Source organism: Citrobacter sp. Cpo030, assembly GCF_030333005.1.
Taxonomy (GTDB): domain Bacteria; phylum Pseudomonadota; class Gammaproteobacteria; order Enterobacterales; family Enterobacteriaceae; genus Citrobacter; species Citrobacter portucalensis.
The window spans coordinates 384,643-408,315 of sequence record NZ_JAOWGT010000067.1 but is presented as its reverse complement, the minus strand read 5'-3'; the positions used below and the strand labels follow the sequence as shown (position 1 = coordinate 408,315).

Genomic DNA, 23,673 nt, shown 5'->3' with positions numbered 1-23,673 from the left:
CACCATTTACATCAAATTTGATCCAGAGTAGATAGCATTTTTCTGTAGGTTGCACTCTCTCACATTTTTTTCGGTTGCACCTTTTAAAAGTGTTAACTACCGCAGAGAAAAAGATTCTGTAATTTTTACAGCCCACATCATAAGACTCATATTTATTAACATTTCATTCATTTCCAAGCTTGCAAACCAAGTCACATTTAACACGGTTGCACAAAGTTGCAACATAGTGGATATTTCTCGGTAACTATCAGCCCCGTATTTCAGTACAACAGGAGTAAACGGCATGGGAACCACCACGATGGGGGTTAAACTGGATGACGCCACTCGCGAGCGTATTAAAACAGCAGCATCACGAATCGATCGCACGCCACATTGGCTGATCAAGCAAGCCATCTTTAATTATCTCGAAAGACTGGAAAATGACGACGCGCTTCCTGAACTGCCGGCCCTGCTGGCGGGTGCCGCGAATGAGGGTGAGGAGTCAACCACGCCGCAGAATGAAGCGCACCAGCCTTTCCTGGAATTTGCCGAACAGATCCTGCCGCAGTCTGTTTCCCGTGCAGCAATCACCGCCGCGTACCGCCGAGCCGAAACCGATGCCGTGCCAATGCTGATGGAGCAGGCTCGTCTGCCGCAACCCATCGCGGAGCAAGCGCACAAGCTGGCATACGATCTGGCCGACAAACTGCGTAACCAGAAGACCGCCAGCGGCCGCGCCGGGATGGTACAGGGTTTATTGCAGGAATTCTCACTTTCTTCGCAGGAAGGCGTCGCGCTGATGTGCCTGGCCGAAGCCCTGCTGCGTATTCCTGATAAGGCGACCCGCGATGCGTTAATCCGCGACAAAATCAGCAACGGCAACTGGCAGTCACACATTGGACGCAGCCCGTCCCTGTTCGTCAACGCGGCGACCTGGGGGCTGTTGTTTACCGGTCGTCTGGTTTCTACGCATAATGAAGCCAGCCTTTCACGCTCACTCAACCGTATTATCGGCAAGAGCGGTGAACCACTGGTACGTAAAGGTGTCGACATGGCAATGCGCCTGATGGGCGAGCAGTTCGTCACCGGAGAGACTATCGCTGAAGCGCTGGCTAACGCCCGTAAACTGGAAGAAAAAGGTTTCCGCTACTCTTACGACATGCTGGGCGAAGCGGCTCTGACTGCCGCCGATGCCCAGGCTTATATGGTTTCGTACCAACAGGCAATCCACGCCATTGGTAAAGCCTCAAATGGTCGCGGCATCTATGAAGGGCCAGGCATTTCTATCAAGCTGTCGGCGCTGCATCCGCGTTATAGCCGCGCGCAGTATGACCGCGTGATGGATGAACTCTATCCGCGTCTGAAGTCGCTTACTCTGCTGGCCCGCCAGTACGACATCGGTATCAATATCGATGCTGAAGAGGCCGACCGACTGGAGATCTCCCTCGATTTGCTGGAAAAACTGTGCTTTGAACCTGAACTGGCGGGCTGGAACGGTATCGGCTTTGTTATTCAGGCCTACCAGAAGCGCTGCCCGTATGTTATCGACTACCTGATTGATCTCGCCACGCGCAGCCGCCGTCGCCTGATGATCCGTCTGGTTAAGGGCGCCTACTGGGATAGCGAAATCAAACGTGCGCAAATGGACGGTCTGGAAGGTTATCCGGTCTATACCCGTAAGGTCTACACCGACGTTTCCTATCTGGCCTGTGCGAAAAAACTGCTTGCGGTGCCGAATCTGATCTACCCGCAGTTCGCTACCCACAACGCCCATACGCTGGCGGCGATTTATCAGTTGGCCGGTCAAAACTATTATCCAGGTCAGTACGAGTTCCAGTGCCTGCACGGTATGGGCGAACCGCTGTATGAGCAGGTCACCGGTAAAGTTGCCGATGGCAAACTGAATCGTCCATGCCGCATTTATGCACCGGTAGGCACGCATGAAACGCTGCTGGCATATCTGGTGCGTCGTCTGCTGGAAAACGGCGCCAACACTTCATTCGTCAACCGTATTGCAGACACTACCCTGCCGCTGGATGAACTGGTAGCCGATCCGGTCGAAGCCGTTGAAAAACTGGCGCAGCAGGAAGGCCAGGCCGGGCTGCCGCATCCGAAGATTGCCCTGCCGCGTGATCTGTACGGTAAAGGCCGTGAAAACTCAGGCGGTCTGGATTTAGCAAACGAACATCGTCTGGCCTCGCTGTCCTCCGCCCTGCTCAACAGCGCGCTGCAAAAATGGCACGCTAAACCGATGCTCGAACATCCGGTTGCTGACGGTGAAATGACCCCAGTCGTCAACCCGGCCGAACCGAAAGACATTGTCGGTTACGTGCGTGAAGCAACCCACAGCGAAGTGGAACAGGCATTGCAGAACGCGGTAAATAACGCGCCGATCTGGTTCGCCACACCGCCACAAGAGCGCGCCGTTATTTTGCATCGCGCCGCCGTTCTGATGGAAGGCCAGATGCAGCAATTGATTGGCATCCTGGTGCGCGAAGCGGGCAAAACCTTCAGCAATGCCATTGCGGAAGTGCGCGAAGCGGTAGACTTCCTGCACTATTATGCCGGTCAGGTCCGCGATGACTTTGATAATGAAACCCATCGTCCGTTAGGGCCGGTGGTCTGTATCAGCCCGTGGAACTTCCCGCTGGCTATTTTCAGCGGACAGATTGCCGCCGCGCTGGCGGCAGGCAACAGCGTGCTGGCCAAACCCGCGGAACAAACCCCGCTGATTGCCGCCCAGGGTATTGCCATTTTACTCGAAGCAGGTGTACCGCCGGGCGTGGTGCAACTGTTGCCTGGTCAGGGTGAAACCGTTGGGGCGCAGCTCACTTCCGATGAGCGCGTACGCGGCGTCATGTTTACCGGCTCAACGGAAGTCGCCACGCTGTTGCAACGCAATATCGCGACCCGCCTCGATGCTCAGGGGCGCCCAATCCCGCTTATCGCCGAAACCGGCGGGATGAACGCCATGATCGTCGACTCTTCTGCGTTAACGGAACAGGTCGTGGTCGACGTTCTGGCTTCTGCCTTTGACAGCGCCGGACAGCGCTGCTCCGCGCTTCGCGTCCTGTGTCTGCAGGACGATGTCGCCGACCATACGCTGAAAATGCTGCGTGGCGCGATGGCGGAATGTCGCATGGGTAACCCGGGCCGTCTGACCACCGATATTGGACCGGTAATCGATGAAGAAGCCAAAGCCAATATTGAGCGCCATATTCAGGCCATGCGCGCCAAAGGGCGTCCGGTGTTCCAGGCCGTGCGTGAAAACAGCGACGATGCGCGTGAATGGCAAACCGGTACCTTTATCGCGCCGACGCTTATCGAGCTGGAAAGCTTCGACGAATTGCAAAAAGAGGTGTTCGGTCCGGTACTGCACGTGGTGCGTTACACCCGCAACAATCTGGGCAGCCTGATTGAGCAAATTAATGCCTCCGGCTACGGCCTGACGCTGGGCGTGCACACCCGTATCGATGAAACCATCGCCCAGGTCACGGGTTCGGCACATGTGGGGAACCTGTACGTTAACCGCAATATGGTCGGCGCCGTCGTCGGAGTGCAGCCATTCGGTGGCGAAGGCTTGTCAGGAACCGGGCCAAAAGCGGGTGGACCGCTGTATCTGTACCGCCTGCTGGCAAACCGTCCGGAAAATGCGTTAGGCATTACGCTTGCCCGTCAGGATGCTGAATACCCGGTCGATGCACAGCTTAAAACGGCGCTCGTTCAGCCGCTGGAAGCGCTTAGCGAATGGGCAACCGATCGTCCAGCACTGCGTGCGCTCTGCCAACAGTTTGGTGAACTGGCGCAGGCCGGTACCCAGCGTCTGCTGCCAGGCCCAACCGGCGAGCGCAATACCTGGACGCTGTTGCCGCGCGAACGCGTGCTGTGTATCGCCGATGACGAACAGGACGCACTGGTACAAGTTGCCGCTGTAACTTCCGTTGGTAGCTTAATCCTTTGGCCAGATGATACGTTCCATCGCGACCTGGCAAAACGCCTGCCAGCCGCGGTTTCCGGGCGCATTCAGTTTGCCAAAGCGGACAACATCGCCACGCAGCCGTTTGATGCGGTTATTTTCCACGGCGATTCCGATCAGCTTCGCGCACTGTGTGAAGCAGTGGCGGCCCGCGAAGGGGCGATTGTGTCAGTCCAGGGCTTTGCCCGCGGCGAAAGCAATATCCTGCTGGAAAGGTTGTATATTGAGCGCTCCCTGAGCGTCAATACCGCCGCAGCTGGGGGGAACGCCAGCCTGATGACAATCGGCTAAGGTTGTGGTTAATTAAGGCTCCGGTAACGGGGCCTTTTTTTATGAAGCCAGAGGGAAGCATGAAACGAATCGTACTGACATGTGCAGCGCTGCTGCTGAGCGGCCAGGCGTTGGCGGATGACTGCGCCAACGCGAACACGCAGATTGAGATGAACACCTGTGCGGCAGAGCAGTATAAGGCGGCCGACGCCAAACTTAATGAAACGTACCAGAATGCGCTAAAGCGCGCGGCCCCAACCCAGCGCGATTTACTGAAAAAAGCGCAAATATCATGGATAACTTTGCGCGATGCAGATTGTGCATTAATCAGTTCCGGTACCGAAGGCGGTAGCGTTCAGACGATGATTTCCAGCCAGTGCCTGACGGATAAGACCAACGAGCGCGAAGCGTTTCTCGCCTCGCTCTTGCAGTGTGAAGAAGGCGATTTAAGCTGCCCGTTACCGCCGGCCAGTTAACGCACGCGGATCCCTTCAATAATCATCCGCTGTACGCTCTCCACCGTTTGGTTAAAAAAGGCTTCATCACGCAGCGTTGCGCCCGTCACCGCCTCTACCTGTGGGGCAAAATCGGCGTAGTGCTGAGTTGAAGCCCAAATCATAAAAATCAGATGATGCGGATCGACCGGAGCCAGTTTTCCGCTTTTGATCCAACCAGCAATCAGCGCAGATTTCTCATCAATTAGCGTTTTGAGATCCCCCTCCAGTTCAGCCATCAATAAAGGCGCACCGGCCAGCATCTCCATACAAAACAACCGTGAGGCCTGAGGGTAATCGCGCGACACTTCCAGCTTAAGGCGAATGTATTCTTTAATGGCCACCAGCGGTGCAAAGTCTTCGCGAAAAGCTTTCAATGGAGCTAGCCAGATGTCGAGGATCTGCCGTAAAACGGCGATATAAAGCACCTCTTTTGACGGGTAGTAATAAAGTAAATTGGTTTTTGACACGCCCGCCTGCTCTGCCACCTGCTCCAGGCGAGTGCCGTGGATCCCATATTGGGAGAAGATATTTAATGCCGCAGTTAAGATGGCCTGGCGTTTTGCACTGACGGCCTGCGAGCGCTTACCTGTTTTTTTCTCTGCGCGTTGGACCATGCGCCCTCTCCTTCTTGTGAGGGCGTCAGCATACCAAATCACGCGGTGAATGGTTAAATTAAAGCGATTCCGGCGGCGCCTCTTGTCCAAGCGCTTTTTTCTTTTTGAACTTCAGCTCGCTGACCAGTACGCCAACAATAATGAATGCCGCACCAAGCAATGCAAGTAGCGGTAAACGTTCACCCGCCAGACGGCCAAAGATCCCCGCCCACACCGGCTCACCGGTATAAATAACCGTTGCGCGCGTCGGCGAAACACTGCGCTGCGCCCAGTTCATGGTGACCTGAATAATCGCGCTAAAAATCCCCAGCCCCAGCGCCACCACAAGCAATCCGGTAGACATTGGTGGTACGGTCTCTCCGGCCGGTCCCATCGCCATAAACGCCACTATCGAAGCGGTTGCCAGTTGCACTACCGTTACCCGACGTACATCCACTTTTCCCGCCCACGCGCTAATCAGGATAATTTCTGCCGCAATCGCCACCGCGCCGGCGAGCGTGATCCACTCGCCTTCGCCTAAAGCCAGTAAATTGCCTCCCGGTCCGGCAAGAAAAATCAATCCGATAAAGGCCAGCACAATGCCGACGCACGGCATCAGGCCAGGCATGCGCCCCAGGCATAGCCATTGTAAAAGCGGCACCAACGGTACGTACATCGCGGTAATAAACGCCGATTTACTGCTGGGAATAAACTGTAGCCCCCAGGTTTGCAGGCTATAGCCCAGCGCAATTGAGATACCGATTGCAACCCCAGCTTTGACTTCCAGCCACGTCAGCTTATGCAATGTGTGTAACGACAAAAGCGCGACCGCCAGCGCGGCAGTGGCAAAACGCACACCGACAAAGAAAAAAGGCCCGCTCAGGGTAACGGCATATTGCACCGCCAAAAATGTGCCACCCCAGAACATGGTGATCACAATGAGGATCGCTTCCTGAGGTTTAACAGAAAAGGAATAACGAGAGAGTAATGACATGAGACACCCGATTAACTGAATGTCATTAGTCTGCGTTGCGTTTTGTTACAGTTCAACCTTGCAGACAAAAAAAACCGCCGGAAGGACCCGGCGGCGGTGGCTACGTAACGTCTGTCTCTGATACTCAGCCGTCACGACATATCTGACAGATAGCCCGACAATTACGATTTGTTGTTGCCGTGGCTATTTTTGCCCCCTTTTTTGCCTGCCTCTGAAGCGCGTTGCGGGTCATTCTTAAAGTTGCCCCCGCTGTGCTGGCCACCTTTTCGACCTGCTTCTGATGCTCTTTCGCGGTCTTCCGCAAAGTTGCCGGAACCGCCCCGATGGTTTGCCATTACTGACCTCCGTCATTGATTAGACATCATATTGCATAGGTACTGAGGAGTGATACCTCACGCAGCGTTACGGGCGATGCCCTGAAAATAACTGCGTGGGATTAAGCATAGTGAAGCGTGGACTGGGAAGACGCTAACTGTAATATCCTGCAACAGGATCAAGAGTGGCAAAGAAATAATCACCCCAAGAAATTAATAAGTCTTTCTTATGACTACCGAATTCTACCCGGTTAAATATGTATCATTTTGCTACAAAGCAGGTTGTTATAAAAATTGTTATAAATCAAAGAAGTGATTGTGAAATTTGCACTCCTGACAGTACGTCATATCTTTAAAGGTAGGTAGCGAATCGCTACGGACACGGTTAACTCGAGGAGTAGTGTAAAATGGCAAAAGTTCTGGTGCTTTATTATTCTATGTACGGACACATTGAAACTATGGCCCACGCAGTCGCAGAAGGCGCAAATAAGGTAGATGGCGCGGAAGTGATTATTAAGCGTGTACCAGAGACCATGCAGCCCGAGATTTTCCTTAAGGCTGGCGGCAAAACACAAAACGCACCAGTCGCAACCCCGCAAGAACTGGCTGATTACGACGCCATCATTTTTGGTACCCCCACGCGCTTTGGTAATATGTCCGGTCAGATGCGTACCTTCCTTGACCAGACTGGCGGGCTGTGGGCCTCTGGCGGCCTGTACGGCAAACTCGCCAGCGTATTCAGCTCAACGGGAACCGGCGGCGGTCAGGAACAAACCATTACATCAACCTGGACTACGCTTGCCCACCATGGGATGGTAATTGTGCCTATCGGTTACGCAGCGCAAGAGCTGTTTGATGTCTCTCAAGTTCGCGGCGGTACCCCTTACGGTGCAACCACCATTGCCGGAGGCGACGGCTCCCGCCAGCCAAGTCAGGAAGAATTATCTATCGCCCGCTATCAGGGTGAATATGTCGCAGGTCTGGCAGTAAAACTCAACGGCTAATCTTCAACAGGAGGATTCGAATGCCAACTCAAGAAGCGAAAGCCCATCGCGTCGGCGAATGGGCAAGTCTGCGCAATACATCGCCGGAAATAGCCGAAGCCATTTTTGAAGTCGCAAATTATGACGAGAAACTGGCGGAAAAAATTTGGGAAGAAGGTAGCGATGAGGTACTCATCAAAGCCTTTGAAAAAACAGACAAAGATTCGCTCTTTTGGGGTGAACAGACTATCGAACGTAAAAACGTCTAGTGCTCAGACTCCCCCGCGAACACGGGGGAGTTTTTCTTTTACTTAGCCGCCTCATTCAGCACGCTGTCGAACTTATCTATCGGGCAAAAACCATCCGCATCTATCGGACATCCTTTCAGCTCCAGCGTTACACGCTGCGCCGGGGATTTCAGCGTCAGGACATCTGCATTACGCAACTGCTGCGAGCTCTGATACACATACTCGATTTTCATCAGATCACGATTTGCATTGCTGTCATGCCAGCGCTGGAAGACAATCTTCCCGCCAATCGGCGTACGCTCGTTCTGATCGTGAAGTTGGTACGGTTTAAAATCCAGCGCGGTGAGCAGCGAAGCGATATTTGAATCATGCCCCACCAGCACGGTTATTTTCGGTGCTTTCGCGCGTTCAGTAACCAGCGCATTATCAATATATTTCACCAGTGGTTTGGCGACGTTCTGCGCCACTTCCGGGGAGGTGAACAGGCTGTCCTGATAGCCGTTTTTCAGCTTCGACAGAACCTTCCACTGCTGATCGGATTTAATCTCGCCCCAGGCAACTTTGTCCATTGGGAAGCCTTCGTAATATTGCAGCGTGAAGGCATCAACCAGCGAATTCCCAACCTTCAGCGGCCCCGAAACGCCTGGCTCCTGCTGGTATTTCGCGCTAAACGTATCTTTGGCATCGGTCAGGGAACACTGTTGTTTTTCTTTGCAAGACGGTGAGTCTTTGTAGTCAGTTATTTGCTCAAGCAGCTGATAGCTGTCGTTGAGCTGCATTTTACTACGCTCTTTCTCCATGGCCTGAACGGCCTGCTGGCTGAAGACGGCGGAATCATCGGTGATCACCGGATTAAAGGTAGGATCCATGGTGCCCATTTTTTCCTGATGATGGACCGGAACATCGCAACCAGGGAAAGCACCGGTGACAAAGAACTGCGCCGTGGCGACCGTACGCTGCAGGCTGTTAGCGTAGGTATAAACCGTGTCCGGCGCTGGGCATTCGCCCGATTTCACCATCCCCTGCTCTGCCAGCCACTCTCGCATGTAGTGGCCCATATAGATTTCCAGCACACCGCCTTTGGTGGTGAGTTGTCCACCGGGGACATCCCATTCTGGCCATTGTTTGGGGGTGGATTGTTCAAGAACGCTGCCATTATTGGCTAAAGGTGCGCGTAAGTTATGCCGACTCATCATCAATACTTGCTGAAGCTGATAACCTTCCGGCGCGGTCTGCGCCTGCGCGGCGGTTGACAATAATACAGCCCCTGCCACGGCTGTGGCGATTAACGATTTATTCATCCCTACGACCTCTTGTTGTTATCAATCACAACAGAGTGTGACAGAAATATGACATATTTCCGGGAACGCTTTCGCAAAACAGACCATCTATCGTGACGTTTTAACACCGAACTCGGTTTCGAGTTTGCGAATGCCAAGAGGTGTGAAGGTGACGTGGCGGCTGCCCTGTTCGGTTTTTATCCATCGCTGTTCACTGAACCAGCGCAGCAGCGTTGCGCCAAGCACACCACCAGGATGATAACGTCGTTCGCTCCAGTCCAGACAACCGCAGGTTAACTTCCGCCGGGATGAGCCCGCCGCCAGGACAATCCCCATCTGTGCCAGCTTTTCCTGGCCAAGAGGAGTCAGCGTTTCACCATCCGGCGTTAACCACTGACGGGAAACCAGCGTATCGAACAACCTCACCGCGACCTCTCCGGCGAGATGGTCGTAGCAGGTGCGGGCATGGCGCAAACCTGGCGGTGTAGTGATTCTGCGGGGCGTTGATGTCGCCCACGCAACGCCCATCAGGCGTTCCAGCAGTTCAGCGATATCGGAACCTGCAAGGCGAAAATAACGATGTCTGCCCTGCGCCAACGCGACAACAAAACGTTGTTCGCACAGACGCGCCAGATGCGCGCTGGCGGTCGACGCGGATATATCCGCCACCGCGCTGAGCTCAGTTGCAGTCCAGGCGCAGCCATCCATTAGGGCGCACAACATACGCGAGCGCGATTTATCGGCCATCACTGCCGCAGTGAGTGCCATTTGCGACTCCAGATCACCCTCTTCTTCATGTAACATCACGGATGCCATAACGACCTCATTGGCCCTGAATCTCTGAATTAACGATGCCATGAAAGTCGCGCAAAGTCACCGCACCGGTCACACAACACGCAGCATCATCTCGGTACCCAACCCGACCAGACAAAACAGAAAACAGCGTTTAAACACGAGCGGAGAAATAACCCGTCGTACACGGGTTCCTATCCATTGGCCAATCAGCGCAGGAACAATGGCCAAAGCCGACAAGCTTAGCGATTGTACGGGCAGCGCGTTATGCCACCACAGACCCAGCGCCAATGCCAGGGTCGAAAAGGTAAAAGAGATCCCGAGTGCCTGCACCAGTTCATCTTTCTCAAAGCCGAGGGACTGGATCCAGGGTACGGCGGGCATCACAAACACCCCGGTTCCGCCGGTCAATAAGCCGGTCACAAATCCAATAACGAGGGAGTACGGTTTTTCACGCTGCGGGGCCCCCGCGATTTTCTTTCCCGCCAGCGTCCAGATAGCGTAGGCCACCAGCGCCACACCGAGCGCAAACTGGGTTCGGGTGGTATCACCCCCGGTAATCCAGGCGCTGGCAAGCAGAGTCGCCACCACAACTGTCAACAGCATTGGCCACAGTCGTTTGAGTAATTGGCGTGTATTTCCACCACCGCCAAACTGGAACAAATTGCTTATCAGCGAAGGCAATAACAGCATGGCCGCCGCGGCAACCGGCGAAATCAGCGATCCGAGGATCCCCATAGCCACGGTGGGTAACCCCATACCCGTAACGCCTTTCACCATCCCGGCGAGAACAAATGTGGCGGCAATCATCACCACCAGAGCGGGTCCAAACGCTAAAGAACTCGTCATGTTGCACTTTCCTGGAAAAGAGAAGATAACTGATTCTGGACGTTAATCACCGTGTTTGCTTCGTCAGGCAACGAAATATGCCTTCCTGGGGAGGGCGACGCCATAAAAAATGCCGGGTTTCCCCGGCACATTTATCAGAACGTTTTCGCCCACCACAACCGAAGTTTCATGCCCCAGTAGCTGGTCCAGCCGCTGGTGGTTGATATCACCCGACCTTGTGACATCACCACCAGCGTGGGCGTGACGCTGATTGCCCAACTGCGGGAAATGGCCCCGTTCGCATCATTGATGACCGGAAAGTCCACGCCTTTACGCGACAGCCAGCGAGATACCTCAGCTTCATTTCCGGAACGTAACGCAATGGTCATCACATTTTCCCCTTCCGAACGCAGCCTGGCGACTTCCGGCGTCGTGAAGCGGCATACGCCGCACCAGCTCGCCCAGAAATAAAGCAACACCGGCTCGTCTTTGCTGAGCGCCGCCAGCGTGACGGTTTCACCATCCAGCGTTTGTAACGGTGTGCTGTCAAAGGAGGCTGGGAGCTGCGGCGCGCGCCAGACATCCATCAACAGCATCGCCCCCGCTAACAATGCCAGTAAGATCAGCCCTTCGCGCAGCCAGCGGCGCAATTTACTTAGCATTGGCCGCCGCCAGTTTTTCTTTTACCACTTCCTCAAGGGTTTCCCACGACACCGCACCGGGAATAAGTTCATCACCAATAATCGTTGCGGGAGTTCCCTGCACACCCACCAGTCTCGCCAGTTGCAGGTTAGTACTCAGCGTTTCAGCACTTTGGGCATCCAGCGTCACCGGACTGGCCCCCGCTTTTTCCTGCGCCTGCTTGATACTGACGTCGGTATGGTAGCCCTTCTTCTGCATCAGTTTTTCATGTAGCGCCAGAAACTGCTGCGGATGCTGATGCCAGGTGGTCAACACGGTCCGCGCCGCCAGTTCCGAGCTTTCACCTTTAAACGGTAGCGGTTTAATCACTACCGCCACGTCAGGGTATTTCTGCACAATTTTTTCCAGCATGGGATCCAACTGCTTGCAGTATGGGCAGTTGTAATCGGTGAAGTTTATCAGGGTCAGTTTCGCCTGCTTCGCGCCAATACGCGGGCTGTTGGGATCGTTAAACAAGGCTTCCTGAATTAATGCTTCAATTTGCTTTTCCTGTTCCGGGGTAAACGGCGCAGGCTCTTTCGCGATACTGACGGCAGAAAACAGGGTTAACAGCAGAACAATCATCATTTTCATGGGGTTACTCCTTTGGCATCATTCAACGTTTGCAGTACCGCATCGCGGGTTAACAACGTGGGTAACGCCTGGCCATCCGGCAGACCGGGGCCATAAATTTGGTTATACGGCACAGCAACCTGGCCGCGTTTTTTTAGAAATTCGGTAATAGCTTCAGAAGGGAGTGTCCAGTCGCCGCGCAGCGCCACCACATCCGGCTGTTGCAATGCGGCCTGTACGTCTTCTTTATGCAACACGTTGTATTTGTTTACCTTACAGGTGATGCACCAGTCGGCTGTGACGTCAATGAACACGCGCTTATGTTGCGCCAGCGCCCCCTCAATCGCCTGCTCGCTTAGCGGTTGCCAGTTCACGCTTTCTTTAGCGCTACTTTGTCCGCTAAACCCTAAGTGTGGGAGCAGCAACGTCGCAAGCCAGATAGCCGAACCCAGCATCATCACGCCAAGCAGACGCCGCAAAATATTCATCCACCGCCCAGGTCGCGGCAAACGCAGCGCCAGACCGGGACGCAGGGCCACCAGCAGCCACGGTAAGCTCATCCCCAGCCCAAGTGCGATAAACAATCCCCACAACGTCGGCAGCGAAGCGGTCAATGCTACCGCCACCGCCGTTCCCAGAAACGGGGCACTGCACGGCGTGGCAAGCAGTGTCGCAAATGCACCTTGCCAGAAATGTCCCGACAGTCCGTTGCCGCCGTGAGTCGCCAGCGTGGTGGTCATTGCAGAAGGCAGGCGGAATTCAAACCACCCGAACAGGCTGGCGCTGAACGTCAGCATCACCAGTACCATGACGCCAATGAACCATGGATTCTGAAACTGGATCCCCCAGCCAAGGGCCTGATTGGTTAAACGCAGCACCGTCATCAATAGCGCCAGTGCCATAAACGAGACCAGTATTCCGGCTACCGATGCGAGGAACTGACGACGGATCTGGCGACGACTTTTTTCCTCGACCAGCAAAATAGAGCCCAGCTTCATGCCGAGAACCGGTAACACACAAGGCATCAGATTGAGGATCAAACCACCCAGCAGTGCCATGAGCACCACTTGCCACAGTGGGAGTGAGGCGTTCTTAACAACCGGGGCTTCGCCAATCGCCAGACGACTCTCCTGGGCAACACCGTTATCTGCCAGCACCAGCGTGACTGACTTACCACGCAGATCCGGCGCGCCTTCTCCCCAACCGTCATGTACAGGTACCGTGGCGCGTAACGTCTCCCCCTCAACATGGATTTGCGGCATGCCAAAATCTGTATCATCAACGGCATCCAGATATAGCCCTGGTTCAGTCCAGCCTCCCGCACGGTGAGCCTCGACGACTAACTCTCCCGCCCGTGCGCCAGCGCTCAGAGTATCGGTCAGGCCGCTGGCAAGTGGGATCTGTCCCATCGCCTGAGCATAGTCATGTGCAAAAGTCGGGTCCTGGGCTGTGGGCGTCACGGAAAAAGGAAAATCCGTCAACAGGCAAACGTTGCTACAGGTAGATAGCGTCAAAACGCCGCTGAGCGTGGCGGGCGCTCTACCGCGCACCACCATCGGAAACGTCACCTTATCGTGATACCCCTGGGTAGTGATATTGGCGACCTCAAAACGAGCAGGGGTTGGCCAGGACCAGTCGACCGCAGGCATTTCCCCTTTCCAGGCGATAGCAGGCGCAACGCCCCCCTCGCCCGGAGAACGCCAGTAGGTTTTCCAGCCGTCCTCCAGTTTGACATCCAGCAGCAGACGGGTTTCTCCGCCTGCGGACGTATCAGCGCGTAACCGCACGCTGGCGTGATCGTTATCGGGTGAACGCAGCCAGCCGGGTTCAGCCGCCCAGGATACGGGCAGCCATAGCAATAACAGACAGAGCAACGCCTGTCTGAAAACAGTCATCATAGTTTTTCTCCGTGAATAATTATCTAACAGTCAGCAACGGCTGTTCTGTCATTCACGGAAGACGCAAAATCGGAGATGCACCCGGAGAGTGGGCGGCGAGATGGCTCGCGGTGGGAAAAAAGGTAGACGAAACGCCCGTACTGGCGCCAGCAATGACAGCAGCAGGCACAGCACCAGAATAGCACCTTCAAACAGTACGGGTGGCGCAGCCAGTAATGACTTCGCGCTCAGTTCACAAGGGGTAACGGGTGAGGCCTCGTCGGTCTGCACTTGCGCGCTGGCGGCAACGCTTGTAACGGCGGTATCCATCTGCAACGCGTGCAGGCCCGCCATGCGTTGTGCGGTGCAAACCATCACCACAACACATGCCAGACAGAGGAACCACCATCCCATCCGTTGACGTTTCGCCATTATACCCTCACTCATTGATGCGAGTTATCTTAACCACTCGCCAGGTTTTGGCAACCTTTACGCTGTAAAGTTATGTCCTGCTATCTGCTGGATATACCGCGATTTCAATCAGATTGAGATCGGGATCCCTGACATACACCGAGCGAATAGGTCCTGTCGCACCGGTACGTGCAACGGGCCCTTCAATAATCTCGACTCCGTGGGTTTGAAACGTCTCCATCACCTCTTCCAGCGTACGCGTGGTGATAAAACACAAATCCAGCGCCCCCGGCGTTGGCGCGTAGGCTTTGGGTTCAAACTCTTTTCCCCGAATGTGGAGATTGATTTTCTGATTGCCAAAGACGAAGGCTTTCCGACCTTGCGCGAAGGTTTCCAGCCTCATGCCTAAAAGCTCGACATAGAAACGAACGCAAGCCTCTTCATGATTGGTGGTTAGTACCAGGTGATCCAGGTGGTCAATCATAGCGATATCCATTTGGGTTGCTCATCTCTGACACTTACCCTATTCATTCACGCACGACAAGAAAAAGAAAATCTACGGGGGTATTTGCAGAACTTAGCGCAATACCTTGCTATTCACGCTTTAAAAACGAAATGATAATTAATCATATTACGTCTTCTTTTATTACACTATAACATTGCTAAAAATACCCCTGGAAATATCACGCAAGTTATCATTCACTATTTACGAAGAATGCATGTAGATAATTCAATGACAGCACACAAATAATGCCCGCTACGTACTGATGCGTAAATGAAAGTAAGGGTCAGCGTATTTTCAGAAGATTCCATTATTATATCCAGGCGCAATGAATAACGTATTCATTAGCAGAAGATTTGTTTATTAAATGTTATTTAGAGTATATGGAAATGAAAAAATATTTATTACCCCTGATTGGGTTACTTTTTACAGTTAGCGCTCAGGCAGCATCATTTACCGACGGCAAAGAGTATATCACCCTGGAAAAACCTGTCGCTTCCGCACCGCCGGCGCTGAAGTTTTTCTCATTCTACTGTCCTTCCTGTTATCAGTACGATGAAGTTTTTGAAATCACTGATAACGTGAAAAAAGTATTGCCTGCAGATGTCAAACTCACCGAATACCACGTCGACTTTTTAGGACCGCTGGGGCAAGACATGACCCACGCCTGGTCCGTCGCCATGCTGTTAAACGTACAAGATAAAGTTAAGCCGTTGCTTTTTGATGCCGTTCAGAAAAAACAAACCGTTAAAACAGCGGACGATATTCGTAACGTATTTATCAGCGCGGGCGTCAGCGCCAGTGATTATGATGCGGCATGGAATAGCTTTGCCGTGAAATCACTGACCGCTAAGCAGCAAGAAATGGCGAAGGCAGTTGATTTAACCGGTGTGCCCGCCATTTTTATCAACGGAAAATATATGATCAATCCAAAAGGACTGAAGTCTGATGACCTTAATGCATTCGTGCAAAACTATGCTGATACGGTCCGCTTCCTGATAAGCAAATCCTGATGTTTAGCTAATCTCATTTTTCGCACCACACAACAGATGCCGTAACCTCAACTGCGCTGTTGGTGGTGCAATGCCTGCATCGTTTATCGCAATATCCTCCCTTCCCGGTTGGCATTCGCCGTTATCAGGATTACCCTAAACTTAGCGGTGATACCTGTTGTCAGGGTTCACCTTCTGCAAGTGTTGATTTACACGAGAGAACGCTATGGAATTAAAGGATTATTACGCCATTATGGGCGTGAAACCGACAGACGATCTCAAGACAATCAAGACCGCCTATCGTCGACTCGCCCGTAAATATCATCCTGATGTCAGCAAAGAGACTGACGCGGAGGCCCGGTTTAAAGAGGTTGCAGAAGCCTGGGAAGTATTGAGTGATGAGCAGCGACGCGCCGAGTACGACCAGCTGTGGCAGCACCGCAACGACCCACAGTTCAGCCGTCAATTCCAGCAAGGAGAGAATCAAAGCTACAGCGCCGAAGATTTCGACGATATCTTCTCCTCCATTTTTGGTCAGCGTGCGCACCAGTCGCGCCAGCGCCCTGCCAGCCGCGGGCACGACATCGAAATCGAAGTTGCCGTATTCCTCGAAGAAACGCTTACTGAGCATAGCCGCACTATCAGTTACAACCTGCCAGTCTACAATGCGTTTGGCATGGTAGAACGAGAAATTCCTAAAACGCTGAATGTGAAAATTCCGGCTGGCGTCGGTAACGGCCAGCGCATCCGTCTGAAAGGCCAGGGCACCCCCGGCGAAAACGGTGGGCCGAACGGTGATTTGTGGCTGGTGATTCATATTGCGCCGCATCCGCTGTTCGATATCGTTAATCAGGATCTGGAAGTTGTCGTTCCCCTCGCGCCGTGGGAAGCTGCGCTGGGTGCGAAAGTAACCGTTCCGACGCTGAAAGAGAGCATCCTGCTGACCATTCCTGCAGGCAGCCAGGCCGGTCAGCGGCTACGCATTAAAGGCAAGGGTCTGGTAAGTAAAAAACATACCGGCGATTTGTATGCGGTGATCAAAATAGTCATGCCACCGAAACCTGACGACGCCAGTGCCGCCCTGTGGCAACAACTGGCGGATGCACAAAAGACCTTTGATCCGCGCAAAGAGTGGGGGAAAGCATAATGGCTAACGTTACCGTCACTTTTACCATTACCGAATTTTGTCTGTACACCGGTGTGTCAGAAGAAGAGCTGCATGAGATTGTCGGCTTAGGGGTGATAGAACCCCATGAAGACGAGACGTTTGACGATCATGCGCTGACTGTAATGCGTCGCGCGGTGCGCCTTCGTCAGGAGCTGGAACTTGACTGGCCAGGGATTGCCGTTGCGCTGACGTTGCTGGAGGAGAACGCTCAGTTACGCCAGGAAAACCGCCTGCTGCGCCAGCGCCTGTCTCGCTTTATCAGCCATCCTTAGTGTGTCAGGACCAGCATGGTGCTGGTCCTTTTATTATCCGCCCCGCGCTCTTAATGACATTGCCCAGCAGATGGCATACAGTCTCAGATAAGAATTATCTTAAACAATAAGACGTTGAGTCATGCAGCTTAAACCCCTCACGAAAGGTCGTTTTCACAACATCTGGCAGCAGGATGATGCCTTGATTGAGAAGATATTTCAGGAACTGCTCTCTGAAACGCAGATTCTCCAGGAAGATGAGTATCTATACCGCCAGGGACAGGTTGTCGATCGACTGATCATGGTGCAATCCGGAAGAATTTCGCTGCGTTACAGCGCGGAGAATGGTCGCCGATTCCAGTTGGGCGCCATGGAATGCGACGAGCAGCTGTTTGGTGAAATGGAGTTTTTTACCGGGTATCGCTGCCAGCTTGATATCGTCGCGGAAGAACCACTGACCGTAGCGGTGTGCAGCTGTGACCGTCTGGAAGAAGCGCTGAATCAGCATCCCAGACTGGCGATATTTTTTGCCAGTGCAATGGCGATTGATTATCAGGATATGCTGGAAATCTTCCTGCACCGGATGCTCTACCCTATCGTACATAACGTGGCGTATGACCTGTATCGCCAGCATCAGAACAAGCAGCCGATGGATGGTTTCCATAAAAAATACCAGGAAGCTGAGCGATTCGGCACAACCGACCGGGTCTATCGGCGGGCGGTTAAAGCGCTGACGGATGCCGGGCTGGTAACGCGAACGAAGCAAGGACTGGAAATTAAGGATCTGGATGGGCTGCGTAAATTTCTCGGCAATGACATCATTGACTGACACACCAACTCTCGTAAACAGAGCATTGGTGTGTCATTTCGGCGCAATCAGAACTTATAGGTGAGATTGAAATAGTGACCGAGCCCGGTGGTTCGCCCTGCTCCGCCGTGGTTTTCCATCAATGCCATGTTACGGAAATACTTCAGGCCATAACCGACTGCATAATGCTCTGAATGCCAGTAGATACCGTTATACCATTCAATCGCGTTATTGCTGTATAACGGTTGATTAGCAATCTTATTCGCGGCGAACTGGTAGTCAAAGTACCCCTGATAGTTCAGATAACTGCCGTTGGCAAAGGTATAGAATGGCGTCGACCAGTTAGTCGAGAACATGTAACCATCCCACTTTCCTTCGTTATCCGCACCGTAGTTTTCACGAACATAATGCGCATAGATGTTCATTCCCACCAGACCAAACCACGGGACCTTCACATCTGTACCCAGACCAACGTAATGTTCAAATAATTCCCGGTCGCCAATGTTATTGACCGTTGCAATATAGAATTCGTTAAACGGCCCAACGGATAAATCTTTATTAAAAATGGCGTCCAGGGAAAAACGTGGAGATATCTTGGCAAAGAAGTTATCACCACCGTGACGATCGTCCTTCTCGCGATCCAAAATATCAAAGAAATCCACATAACCGTACAGATCGATAATGCCAGAGCGTGCACCAAACTCCAATTCCAGATAGGTGTCATTGCGAATACCATATGGCACTTTCGCGTCCACACTTTGCATTAAGTTCATCTGCATCCAGTTAAAATCATTTTTACGGATGTTGCCATCAGTATAGTCAGCCGCGAATGCTTGCATACAGCTCATTGCCACTACTGCACCCAGGATTGTTTTTTTAATCATTAATTTATTCTTTTTCAGCATTTTCAATTCCTTTGAGTAAGGTTGAGTATCGCCTCACCATATAAATGGTGTGGCGACTGGCTATTTAATTAAAGAGGTAAGTATTATTAGTGCTTTTAATTACGTTTGAGTTTTAATGTCGCCATTAACATAACAAAGATAATTAAATACAACACCGGTATTGCGTACATAATTTTCTGTAATCCCATTGTTTTTTCCATGAGCGCGCTGATCGCTGGACTAAACATGGCCCCGGCACTGCCGCTAATTAAAATATAAGAAACGTTCTGACTGCTCGCACGCTTCACGAAAGAAACACCATAGGCAATAAATGAGTTATACAGCGCAGCACAGACAAAGCCGTAACTGTAGGCCAGATAATCAAGCCCGGAGATATTATCCTTCGTGACGATAATTGTGGTAATAATGCTAGCCAGCAAAATAATACTTAGCAGGAAATAATGTATCTTCACCCGAGAAACAATGACGGTTGATACTAATGCCCCGACCAGCGCAGCGCCCCAGTATTGCGTAATAATATTTCCTGCTTCTTCAAAGGGAATGCCAAATTTGTTCTTCACAAATAATGGTGCCCAGGTCAGGAAGGTGTACAGCGCCAGCATACCTAAGAACAGGCCAATGCCTCCGCTGATAATCCCTGGATTCCACTCCGATTTTACCTTGTCTGTCCGATCTGCCGTGGGCGACGTCTCGCAGGCAGTAAAGCGGGTGAGCGCCACAACGCCCAGCGTGAGTAAGGCCACCATACCCACGCTCAGATAGCTGTAACTCCACGACATATTGTGCGTCAGGGCGAAGGTGGTGATCAGCGGGAAAACTACACCCGCGACGTTGAAAGTGGCGTCCTGCACCACCAGCATCGTACTTTGAATACGATCCTGCCAGACCGATACCACAATCGTTCCTGCCACGCACAGACCGATCCCACCGCAAAAACCCACCAGGGTCATGGCGACCATCACCGGCCATAAGCCAGGGCTTAAGTGCATTACCAGAGCGCAAAGGAACACTATCGAATAGATAATGAGCGTCATACGCTTCACACCGATTTTCTCAATCAGGAAAAAGGCGGCGATGGTGCCGGCTAATGCTCCACCATTGAGCAACGAAAATATCGAAGCAACGGTATTCACATCGGCACCGTAGCGTACTGCAATCGGTTCGATTAGCATACCGAACTGACTGGCAAACCCTGCCATAATAAAATTTGCCAGAAAACTAATCAGCGTAAGTGCTATTTTATTCTTCATATAATGCCATCTCTGATTGGTTCAATTAAAAGCCGGAACTAAGCGGTAACAGCAGTATTTAGCGCCAGCTCAATCATGTTGTTAAAGGTCAATTGTCGTTCTTCTGCCGTTGTTTCTTCTCCGGTCAGGCAATGATCGGAGACAGTTAAAATAGCCAGCGCTTCAATATTAAACTGATGCGCTAAAGCGTATAAGCCTGCTACTTCCATATCTACACCCAGTACACCGAATTTTTCCAGTGCCGGTATTAAATTTTCGTCAGGATCGTAATAAAGATCGCCGCTGAAAACATTGCCGACTTTAATATCGATACCCGCCTTCTGTGCCAGCGTCCACGCCTGCTGTAATAATGGGAAATAGGCAGATGTTGCCATCGCATAGCCCGCGCTACGTTTTAAATTTGTGACTGAATCCGTTCCGGCGGCGACGGCCAGGATAATATCGCGCATTTTGACATGATGTTGTGTTGCGCCTAAACTGCCGACGCGAATAATTCTTTGCACACCAAAATCATGTACCAGTTCATGGGCATAAAGCGTCATTGAAGGAATGCCCATTCCATGTCCCATCACCGAAACAGGTTGCCCAAAATATAAACCGGTATAACCCAGCATATTACGTACATTGGTGACTTCGCGGTAATCCATTAAATAATTTTCGGCAACAAATTTAGCACGGAGCGGATCGCCCGGCATAATAACGGTTGGCGCGAAATCCCCTGGCTTGGCATTCATATGTGCAGTCATAACAATTCCTGAATTATGGGTATTGAAGATATGCAGGGATTGTAACCAGACGTTTGTGAGGTGATTGAGGACAAAAGTCCTGCTCAGAGGATCGGCCTCTCATTTTTGAGAGTTAGTGGTGCAGGTAAGTGGTAAAACGGAACACAGCGTGTTGGTCTTCTGGCTTGCGGTGAATAACGTCAGCACCCCAGCGCAAAGAAGCAGTACGTTGCTCATGGCAAACGTGCACTGCCAGATAAAGGCGAGGACCGCGACGGGAACCAGGCACAAGAAAGCGCCTCACCATCCGATTGTGGTCCCCCCAGATATCCCCTCACCAGCGGCGTGGCTACTACCGTCGCCAGCAGCAGGGGCTTACGATTCCCATTTATAATCCGTATGCAGAATAGCACCATAGATAATTGCATTTCTGTCTCTTGCCGCTCAATATTGTTTTTAAAGGAGGCTTATTGTTATTATCGTTTTCCATTCTAAGATTGAGTTATGCATGCCATGATCCCATTTAGATTTAGTGAGATGACTCACGCCGATATTCCTGCTGTTCAGTCGTTCCTTATTGAGCATCTTAATTTATTCTTCAATGCCGGCAGATCCATGCCTTCTGCCGAAGAAGATCTCTTTGATCTCGAACAACAGTATCTGTTACAGGAAAGAAATTTATTGCTTTGCGCATGGAGTGAAAAACAAGAATTAATCGCCACACTGGCAGTATGTCAATATAATGATCGTATTACTGAACTGCGTGGGCGCTATAACTTGCGTGAAACGGCAGAAATTTGTCGTTGCTACGTGGATGAGCGCTATCGTAGACAGGGGATTGGCAGCCAATTGTTTGCTTTAGCAGATGTATTCTGCCAGCAACATAAATATAAAATTTTGTATCTTCATACCCATCATTTTTTACCAGGAGGTTATCACTTCTGGTTGCGTAAAAATTTTAAGGTGATTATGGATATGCAGGATGAATGGCAATTGGTACATATGGAGAGTTCGCCAAAAAAGGACTCAAACGCTAATCCGCAGCATTTTTGATGGTAATCAATATGTTTTATGCGCAGAGATTGAATCATGCTTTTAATTTGATCAACATCAATCAATTCTCATTTATCTTTCTGTTGTTATTTTCATTTATAGCAACACACAGAGCAATGCATCTACATCCTATTGTTTTTACTGATTATTTTCAGAACGACATTATCTTTATACCTCTTACATTCCGTGGTTGACCTTGTTAACAATTGCCGTTAGAGTCACTTTCGATAGCATTTCATTACATTTTGTGTATGAATAGGAATATGGTGAGAATTATTTAATTCAATTCCATAACTGCCCCCGCAACTGTAGGCGGATGCAGAATATCCTTGTGTGGCTAATAAGCCACAGGTCACTGTAAAGTTTATCTTTATGGGAAGGCTGATATTCTGATTACCGTGAGTCAGGAGACCTGCTGTCAATGATGTATACCATTGAGTGGACGGGATGGTCCATGGGATGAATTATTTGACACCAGCAGTAGTGTATTTATGAATAAGATTTTAGCTAAGTCAGTATTACTTGCATTTTTCGCATATCTTTATTCTTAAATTTCACGATTCAATGTCATCTATCTTCATGTCTCCTCCCGATATATGGAATGAAATGAGCCATGACCAGACCTTAAGATTCTGGCATCAACGGGACGATGACAATGCACGCTAATTCTACCTTTTACTCCTCTAAAAAAACGCTTCTGGCAATTTTTGGTACCACTGCTCTGCTGCTCGCTTCCGGTTTTTCTGACGCGGCAAAAACCGAATATCCTCTGACGATTAAAAACTGTGGCCGCGATATTACCTTTAATCAGGCACCAACGCGCGTGGCAACGGTGGGTCAGAACAGTACCGAGATCCTCTATTCATTAGGCCTTGCCGATCGCGTCGTCGGTACTTCATTGTGGTTTGGCCCGGTACTGGACGCCTATAAAACAGAAAATGAAAAAGTTGCCGTTATTGCGCAAAATATTCCGAGCTTTGAAGGGATTTTGGCTAAAAAACCAGATCTGATCGCCAGCCAGTTTGAGTGGCAAATCGGCCCGGCTGGCACAGTTGCCTCTTATGAACAGTTTAGTGAACTGAAAGTTCCTGTTTACACCGCGCCAGCTGACTGTGCGAAAGATAACGAAGATGGTGGTGATGGTGTCCGTAAAGGGATGTTTGATATCACCATGGTGTATCAGGAAGTCGCCGATCTGGCAAAAATCTTCGATGTTCAGGATAAAGGCGAAGCGCTGATTGCCAGCCTTAAAGCACGTGAAGCCGCAGCGAAAAATAAAATTACCGGTATTGATAAGAATGTTTCCGCCGTGTTCTGGTTTTCAAGCGCCGATTTACAGCTCGATCCTTACGTTGCCGGGAAGTTTGGCCCAGCAGCATGGATAGCCCAAACACTGGGTGTGAAGAATGTGATTGATTCTGCCGAAGAATGGCCAACAGTGGGCTGGGAAACTATCGCTAAAGCTAATCCTTCTGTCATTGTGCTCGGCGAGATGAGCCGTCGCCGCTTCCCGGCAGATGACTGGAAGGTCAAGATGGAATACCTCAAGTCCGATCCTGTCACCAGGCTGGTTCCTGCCGTTAAGGAAAACCATCTGCCGGTCATTGACGTACAGACAATGAATGCTGGGATCAGAACTATTGATGGGCTGGAAAAACTGGCTGATGCCCTTGTTGAATATGGCTTAGCGCATCCGCAGGCTGCTCATTAATCTACGTTTTGC

The 23,673-nt window shown here is 51.4% G+C and carries 25 protein-coding genes, 1 pseudogene and 1 riboswitch; of the genes and pseudogenes, 10 read left to right on the top strand and 16 right to left on the bottom strand.

Annotated elements, in window-relative coordinates; all coding sequences use genetic code 11:
- Window positions 1-283 precede the first annotated feature (283 nt).
- Window positions 284-4,246, top strand: coding sequence for a trifunctional transcriptional regulator/proline dehydrogenase/L-glutamate gamma-semialdehyde dehydrogenase (gene putA / locus OGY37_RS14965; protein ID WP_286621125.1), 3,963 nt, complete (start codon window positions 284-286; stop codon window positions 4,244-4,246).
- Between the two features lie 59 nt (window positions 4,247-4,305).
- Window positions 4,306-4,701: a lysozyme inhibitor LprI family protein gene (locus OGY37_RS14960; RefSeq protein WP_286621123.1), complete on the top strand. Its 396-nt coding sequence runs from the start codon at window positions 4,306-4,308 to the stop codon at window positions 4,699-4,701.
- Here OGY37_RS14960 and rutR read toward each other — a convergent pair.
- From rutR to OGY37_RS14945, 3 genes are all read right to left on the bottom strand, one after another.
- Entirely contained in the window at window positions 4,698-5,336 is a 639-nt protein-coding gene (gene rutR, locus OGY37_RS14955; protein WP_003036026.1) for an HTH-type transcriptional regulator RutR, read from the bottom strand. The genes OGY37_RS14960 and rutR overlap by 4 nt on opposite strands.
- A gap of 58 nt (window positions 5,337-5,394) precedes the next feature.
- On the bottom strand, window positions 5,395-6,309 hold the full coding sequence (locus OGY37_RS14950; protein WP_126318526.1) for a DMT family transporter: 915 nt from the start codon (window positions 6,307-6,309) through the stop codon (window positions 5,395-5,397).
- Between the two features lie 161 nt (window positions 6,310-6,470).
- Window positions 6,471-6,644, bottom strand: a complete 174-nt coding sequence (locus OGY37_RS14945) for a con-10 family general stress protein (protein WP_003036022.1) — start codon at window positions 6,642-6,644, stop codon at window positions 6,471-6,473.
- 386 nt (window positions 6,645-7,030) lie between these two features.
- Here OGY37_RS14945 and wrbA point away from each other — a divergent pair, with 386 nt between their 5' ends.
- Together wrbA and OGY37_RS14935 are read left to right on the top strand one after the other, a co-directional pair.
- Complete coding sequence (gene wrbA, locus OGY37_RS14940) at window positions 7,031-7,627, top strand: NAD(P)H:quinone oxidoreductase (protein WP_003832057.1); 597 nt, start codon at window positions 7,031-7,033, stop codon at window positions 7,625-7,627.
- A gap of 20 nt (window positions 7,628-7,647) precedes the next feature.
- Window positions 7,648-7,875, top strand: a complete 228-nt coding sequence (locus OGY37_RS14935; RefSeq protein ID WP_001143127.1) for a YccJ family protein — start codon at window positions 7,648-7,650, stop codon at window positions 7,873-7,875.
- Between the two features lie 38 nt (window positions 7,876-7,913).
- Here OGY37_RS14935 and agp read toward each other — a convergent pair whose 3' ends face one another.
- From agp to OGY37_RS14895, 8 genes are all read right to left on the bottom strand, one after another.
- A complete protein-coding gene (gene agp, locus OGY37_RS14930) occupies window positions 7,914-9,155 on the bottom strand; it encodes a bifunctional glucose-1-phosphatase/inositol phosphatase (protein WP_286621121.1) in 1,242 nt (413 codons plus the stop codon).
- Between the two features lie 87 nt (window positions 9,156-9,242).
- Window positions 9,243-9,950: an ArsR/SmtB family transcription factor gene (locus OGY37_RS14925; RefSeq protein WP_286621119.1), complete on the bottom strand. Its 708-nt coding sequence runs from the start codon at window positions 9,948-9,950 to the stop codon at window positions 9,243-9,245.
- 69 nt (window positions 9,951-10,019) lie between these two features.
- A complete protein-coding gene (locus tag OGY37_RS14920) occupies window positions 10,020-10,775 on the bottom strand; it encodes a sulfite exporter TauE/SafE family protein (protein ID WP_286621117.1) in 756 nt (251 codons plus the stop codon).
- 134 nt (window positions 10,776-10,909) lie between these two features.
- Window positions 10,910-11,416 carry a protein disulfide oxidoreductase gene (locus tag OGY37_RS14915; protein WP_286621115.1) on the bottom strand — a complete coding sequence of 169 codons (507 nt, stop codon included), beginning with the start codon at window positions 11,414-11,416 and terminating at the stop codon, window positions 10,910-10,912.
- Window positions 11,406-12,029 carry a DsbA family protein gene (locus tag OGY37_RS14910; protein WP_286621113.1) on the bottom strand — a complete coding sequence of 208 codons (624 nt, stop codon included), beginning with the start codon at window positions 12,027-12,029 and terminating at the stop codon, window positions 11,406-11,408. The genes OGY37_RS14915 and OGY37_RS14910 overlap by 11 nt, the downstream gene beginning before the upstream one ends.
- Window positions 12,026-13,906, bottom strand: coding sequence for a protein-disulfide reductase DsbD family protein (locus OGY37_RS14905; protein ID WP_286621112.1), 1,881 nt, complete (start codon window positions 13,904-13,906; stop codon window positions 12,026-12,028). The genes OGY37_RS14910 and OGY37_RS14905 overlap by 4 nt, the downstream gene beginning before the upstream one ends.
- 48 nt (window positions 13,907-13,954) lie before the next feature.
- Entirely contained in the window at window positions 13,955-14,317 is a 363-nt protein-coding gene (locus OGY37_RS14900) for a hypothetical protein (protein ID WP_003832041.1), read from the bottom strand.
- 70 nt (window positions 14,318-14,387) lie between these two features.
- Window positions 14,388-14,792 carry a VOC family protein gene (locus OGY37_RS14895; protein WP_003832040.1) on the bottom strand — a complete coding sequence of 135 codons (405 nt, stop codon included), beginning with the start codon at window positions 14,790-14,792 and terminating at the stop codon, window positions 14,388-14,390.
- Window positions 14,793-15,187: 395 nt separating this feature from the next.
- Between OGY37_RS14895 and dsbA the strand changes: the two genes are divergently transcribed.
- The 4 genes from dsbA to OGY37_RS14875 all read left to right on the top strand — a co-directional run bounded on the left by dsbA (window position 15,188) and on the right by OGY37_RS14875 (window position 18,038).
- Complete coding sequence (dsbA, locus tag OGY37_RS14890; protein ID WP_126318536.1) at window positions 15,188-15,811, top strand: thiol:disulfide interchange protein DsbA; 624 nt, start codon at window positions 15,188-15,190, stop codon at window positions 15,809-15,811.
- Window positions 15,812-16,016: 205 nt separating this feature from the next.
- The gene (gene cbpA / locus OGY37_RS14885) at window positions 16,017-16,937 is read left to right on the top strand and encodes a curved DNA-binding protein (RefSeq protein WP_003832035.1); all 921 of its coding nucleotides are present in this window, start codon (window positions 16,017-16,019) and stop codon (window positions 16,935-16,937) included.
- A complete protein-coding gene (gene cbpM / locus OGY37_RS14880) occupies window positions 16,937-17,230 on the top strand; it encodes a chaperone modulator CbpM (RefSeq protein ID WP_003832033.1) in 294 nt (97 codons plus the stop codon). The genes cbpA and cbpM overlap by 1 nt, the downstream gene beginning before the upstream one ends.
- A gap of 121 nt (window positions 17,231-17,351) precedes the next feature.
- Complete coding sequence (locus OGY37_RS14875) at window positions 17,352-18,038, top strand: Crp/Fnr family transcriptional regulator (RefSeq protein ID WP_063941862.1); 687 nt, start codon at window positions 17,352-17,354, stop codon at window positions 18,036-18,038.
- A gap of 47 nt (window positions 18,039-18,085) precedes the next feature.
- On the opposite strand, the gene OGY37_RS14870 is transcribed toward OGY37_RS14875, so the two are convergent.
- The 5 genes and pseudogenes from OGY37_RS14870 to OGY37_RS14850 all read right to left on the bottom strand — a co-directional run.
- Window positions 18,086-18,922, bottom strand: coding sequence for a nucleoside-specific channel-forming Tsx family protein (locus OGY37_RS14870; RefSeq protein WP_126318540.1), 837 nt, complete (start codon window positions 18,920-18,922; stop codon window positions 18,086-18,088).
- Between the two features lie 95 nt (window positions 18,923-19,017).
- The gene (gene tsgA, locus OGY37_RS14865) at window positions 19,018-20,172 is read right to left on the bottom strand and encodes an MFS transporter TsgA (RefSeq protein ID WP_063941861.1); all 1,155 of its coding nucleotides are present in this window, start codon (window positions 20,170-20,172) and stop codon (window positions 19,018-19,020) included.
- Between the two features lie 38 nt (window positions 20,173-20,210).
- The gene (gene deoD / locus OGY37_RS14860) at window positions 20,211-20,918 is read right to left on the bottom strand and encodes a purine-nucleoside phosphorylase (protein ID WP_286621109.1); all 708 of its coding nucleotides are present in this window, start codon (window positions 20,916-20,918) and stop codon (window positions 20,211-20,213) included.
- Window positions 20,919-21,030: 112 nt separating this feature from the next.
- Window positions 21,031-21,186: a hypothetical protein gene (locus OGY37_RS14855; protein WP_154816728.1), complete on the bottom strand. Its 156-nt coding sequence runs from the start codon at window positions 21,184-21,186 to the stop codon at window positions 21,031-21,033.
- A gap of 14 nt (window positions 21,187-21,200) precedes the next feature.
- Window positions 21,201-21,262: pseudogene (locus OGY37_RS14850) on the bottom strand (hypothetical protein); the annotation flags it as partial.
- A 148-nt stretch (window positions 21,263-21,410) separates the two neighbouring features.
- Here OGY37_RS14850 and OGY37_RS14845 point away from each other — a divergent pair.
- Complete coding sequence (locus OGY37_RS14845) at window positions 21,411-21,950, top strand: GNAT family N-acetyltransferase (protein WP_188048025.1); 540 nt, start codon at window positions 21,411-21,413, stop codon at window positions 21,948-21,950.
- Window positions 21,951-22,161: 211 nt separating this feature from the next.
- Window positions 22,162-22,384: riboswitch (cobalamin riboswitch) on the top strand.
- A 221-nt stretch (window positions 22,385-22,605) separates the two neighbouring features.
- Window positions 22,606-23,661, top strand: a complete 1,056-nt coding sequence (locus OGY37_RS14840) for an ABC transporter substrate-binding protein (RefSeq protein WP_003832024.1) — start codon at window positions 22,606-22,608, stop codon at window positions 23,659-23,661.
- Window positions 23,662-23,673: the final 12 nt, after the last annotated feature.

Bases quoted from the DNA above. Each gene is read 5' to 3' on its own strand.
- putA (WP_286621125.1), top strand. From the start codon at position 284: ATGGGAACCACCACGATGGGGGTTAAACTGGATGACGCCACTCGCGAG.
- OGY37_RS14960 (WP_286621123.1), top strand. From the start codon at position 4,306: ATGAAACGAATCGTACTGACATGTGCAGCGCTGCTGCTGAGCGGCCAG.
- rutR (WP_003036026.1), bottom strand. From the start codon at position 5,336: ATGGTCCAACGCGCAGAGAAAAAAACAGGTAAGCGCTCGCAGGCCGTC.
- OGY37_RS14950 (WP_126318526.1), bottom strand. From the start codon at position 6,309: ATGTCATTACTCTCTCGTTATTCCTTTTCTGTTAAACCTCAGGAAGCG.
- OGY37_RS14945 (WP_003036022.1), bottom strand. From the start codon at position 6,644: ATGGCAAACCATCGGGGCGGTTCCGGCAACTTTGCGGAAGACCGCGAA.
- wrbA (WP_003832057.1), top strand. From the start codon at position 7,031: ATGGCAAAAGTTCTGGTGCTTTATTATTCTATGTACGGACACATTGAA.
- OGY37_RS14935 (WP_001143127.1), top strand. From the start codon at position 7,648: ATGCCAACTCAAGAAGCGAAAGCCCATCGCGTCGGCGAATGGGCAAGT.
- agp (WP_286621121.1), bottom strand. From the start codon at position 9,155: ATGAATAAATCGTTAATCGCCACAGCCGTGGCAGGGGCTGTATTATTG.
- OGY37_RS14925 (WP_286621119.1), bottom strand. From the start codon at position 9,950: ATGGCATCCGTGATGTTACATGAAGAAGAGGGTGATCTGGAGTCGCAA.
- OGY37_RS14920 (WP_286621117.1), bottom strand. From the start codon at position 10,775: ATGACGAGTTCTTTAGCGTTTGGACCCGCTCTGGTGGTGATGATTGCC.
- OGY37_RS14915 (WP_286621115.1), bottom strand. From the start codon at position 11,416: ATGCTAAGTAAATTGCGCCGCTGGCTGCGCGAAGGGCTGATCTTACTG.
- OGY37_RS14910 (WP_286621113.1), bottom strand. From the start codon at position 12,029: ATGAAAATGATGATTGTTCTGCTGTTAACCCTGTTTTCTGCCGTCAGT.
- OGY37_RS14905 (WP_286621112.1), bottom strand. From the start codon at position 13,906: ATGATGACTGTTTTCAGACAGGCGTTGCTCTGTCTGTTATTGCTATGG.
- OGY37_RS14900 (WP_003832041.1), bottom strand. From the start codon at position 14,317: ATGGCGAAACGTCAACGGATGGGATGGTGGTTCCTCTGTCTGGCATGT.
- OGY37_RS14895 (WP_003832040.1), bottom strand. From the start codon at position 14,792: ATGGATATCGCTATGATTGACCACCTGGATCACCTGGTACTAACCACC.
- dsbA (WP_126318536.1), top strand. From the start codon at position 15,188: ATGAAAAAATATTTATTACCCCTGATTGGGTTACTTTTTACAGTTAGC.
- cbpA (WP_003832035.1), top strand. From the start codon at position 16,017: ATGGAATTAAAGGATTATTACGCCATTATGGGCGTGAAACCGACAGAC.
- cbpM (WP_003832033.1), top strand. From the start codon at position 16,937: ATGGCTAACGTTACCGTCACTTTTACCATTACCGAATTTTGTCTGTAC.
- OGY37_RS14875 (WP_063941862.1), top strand. From the start codon at position 17,352: ATGCAGCTTAAACCCCTCACGAAAGGTCGTTTTCACAACATCTGGCAG.
- OGY37_RS14870 (WP_126318540.1), bottom strand. From the start codon at position 18,922: ATGCTGAAAAAGAATAAATTAATGATTAAAAAAACAATCCTGGGTGCA.
- tsgA (WP_063941861.1), bottom strand. From the start codon at position 20,172: ATGAAGAATAAAATAGCACTTACGCTGATTAGTTTTCTGGCAAATTTT.
- deoD (WP_286621109.1), bottom strand. From the start codon at position 20,918: ATGACTGCACATATGAATGCCAAGCCAGGGGATTTCGCGCCAACCGTT.
- OGY37_RS14845 (WP_188048025.1), top strand. From the start codon at position 21,411: ATGATCCCATTTAGATTTAGTGAGATGACTCACGCCGATATTCCTGCT.
- OGY37_RS14840 (WP_003832024.1), top strand. From the start codon at position 22,606: ATGCACGCTAATTCTACCTTTTACTCCTCTAAAAAAACGCTTCTGGCA.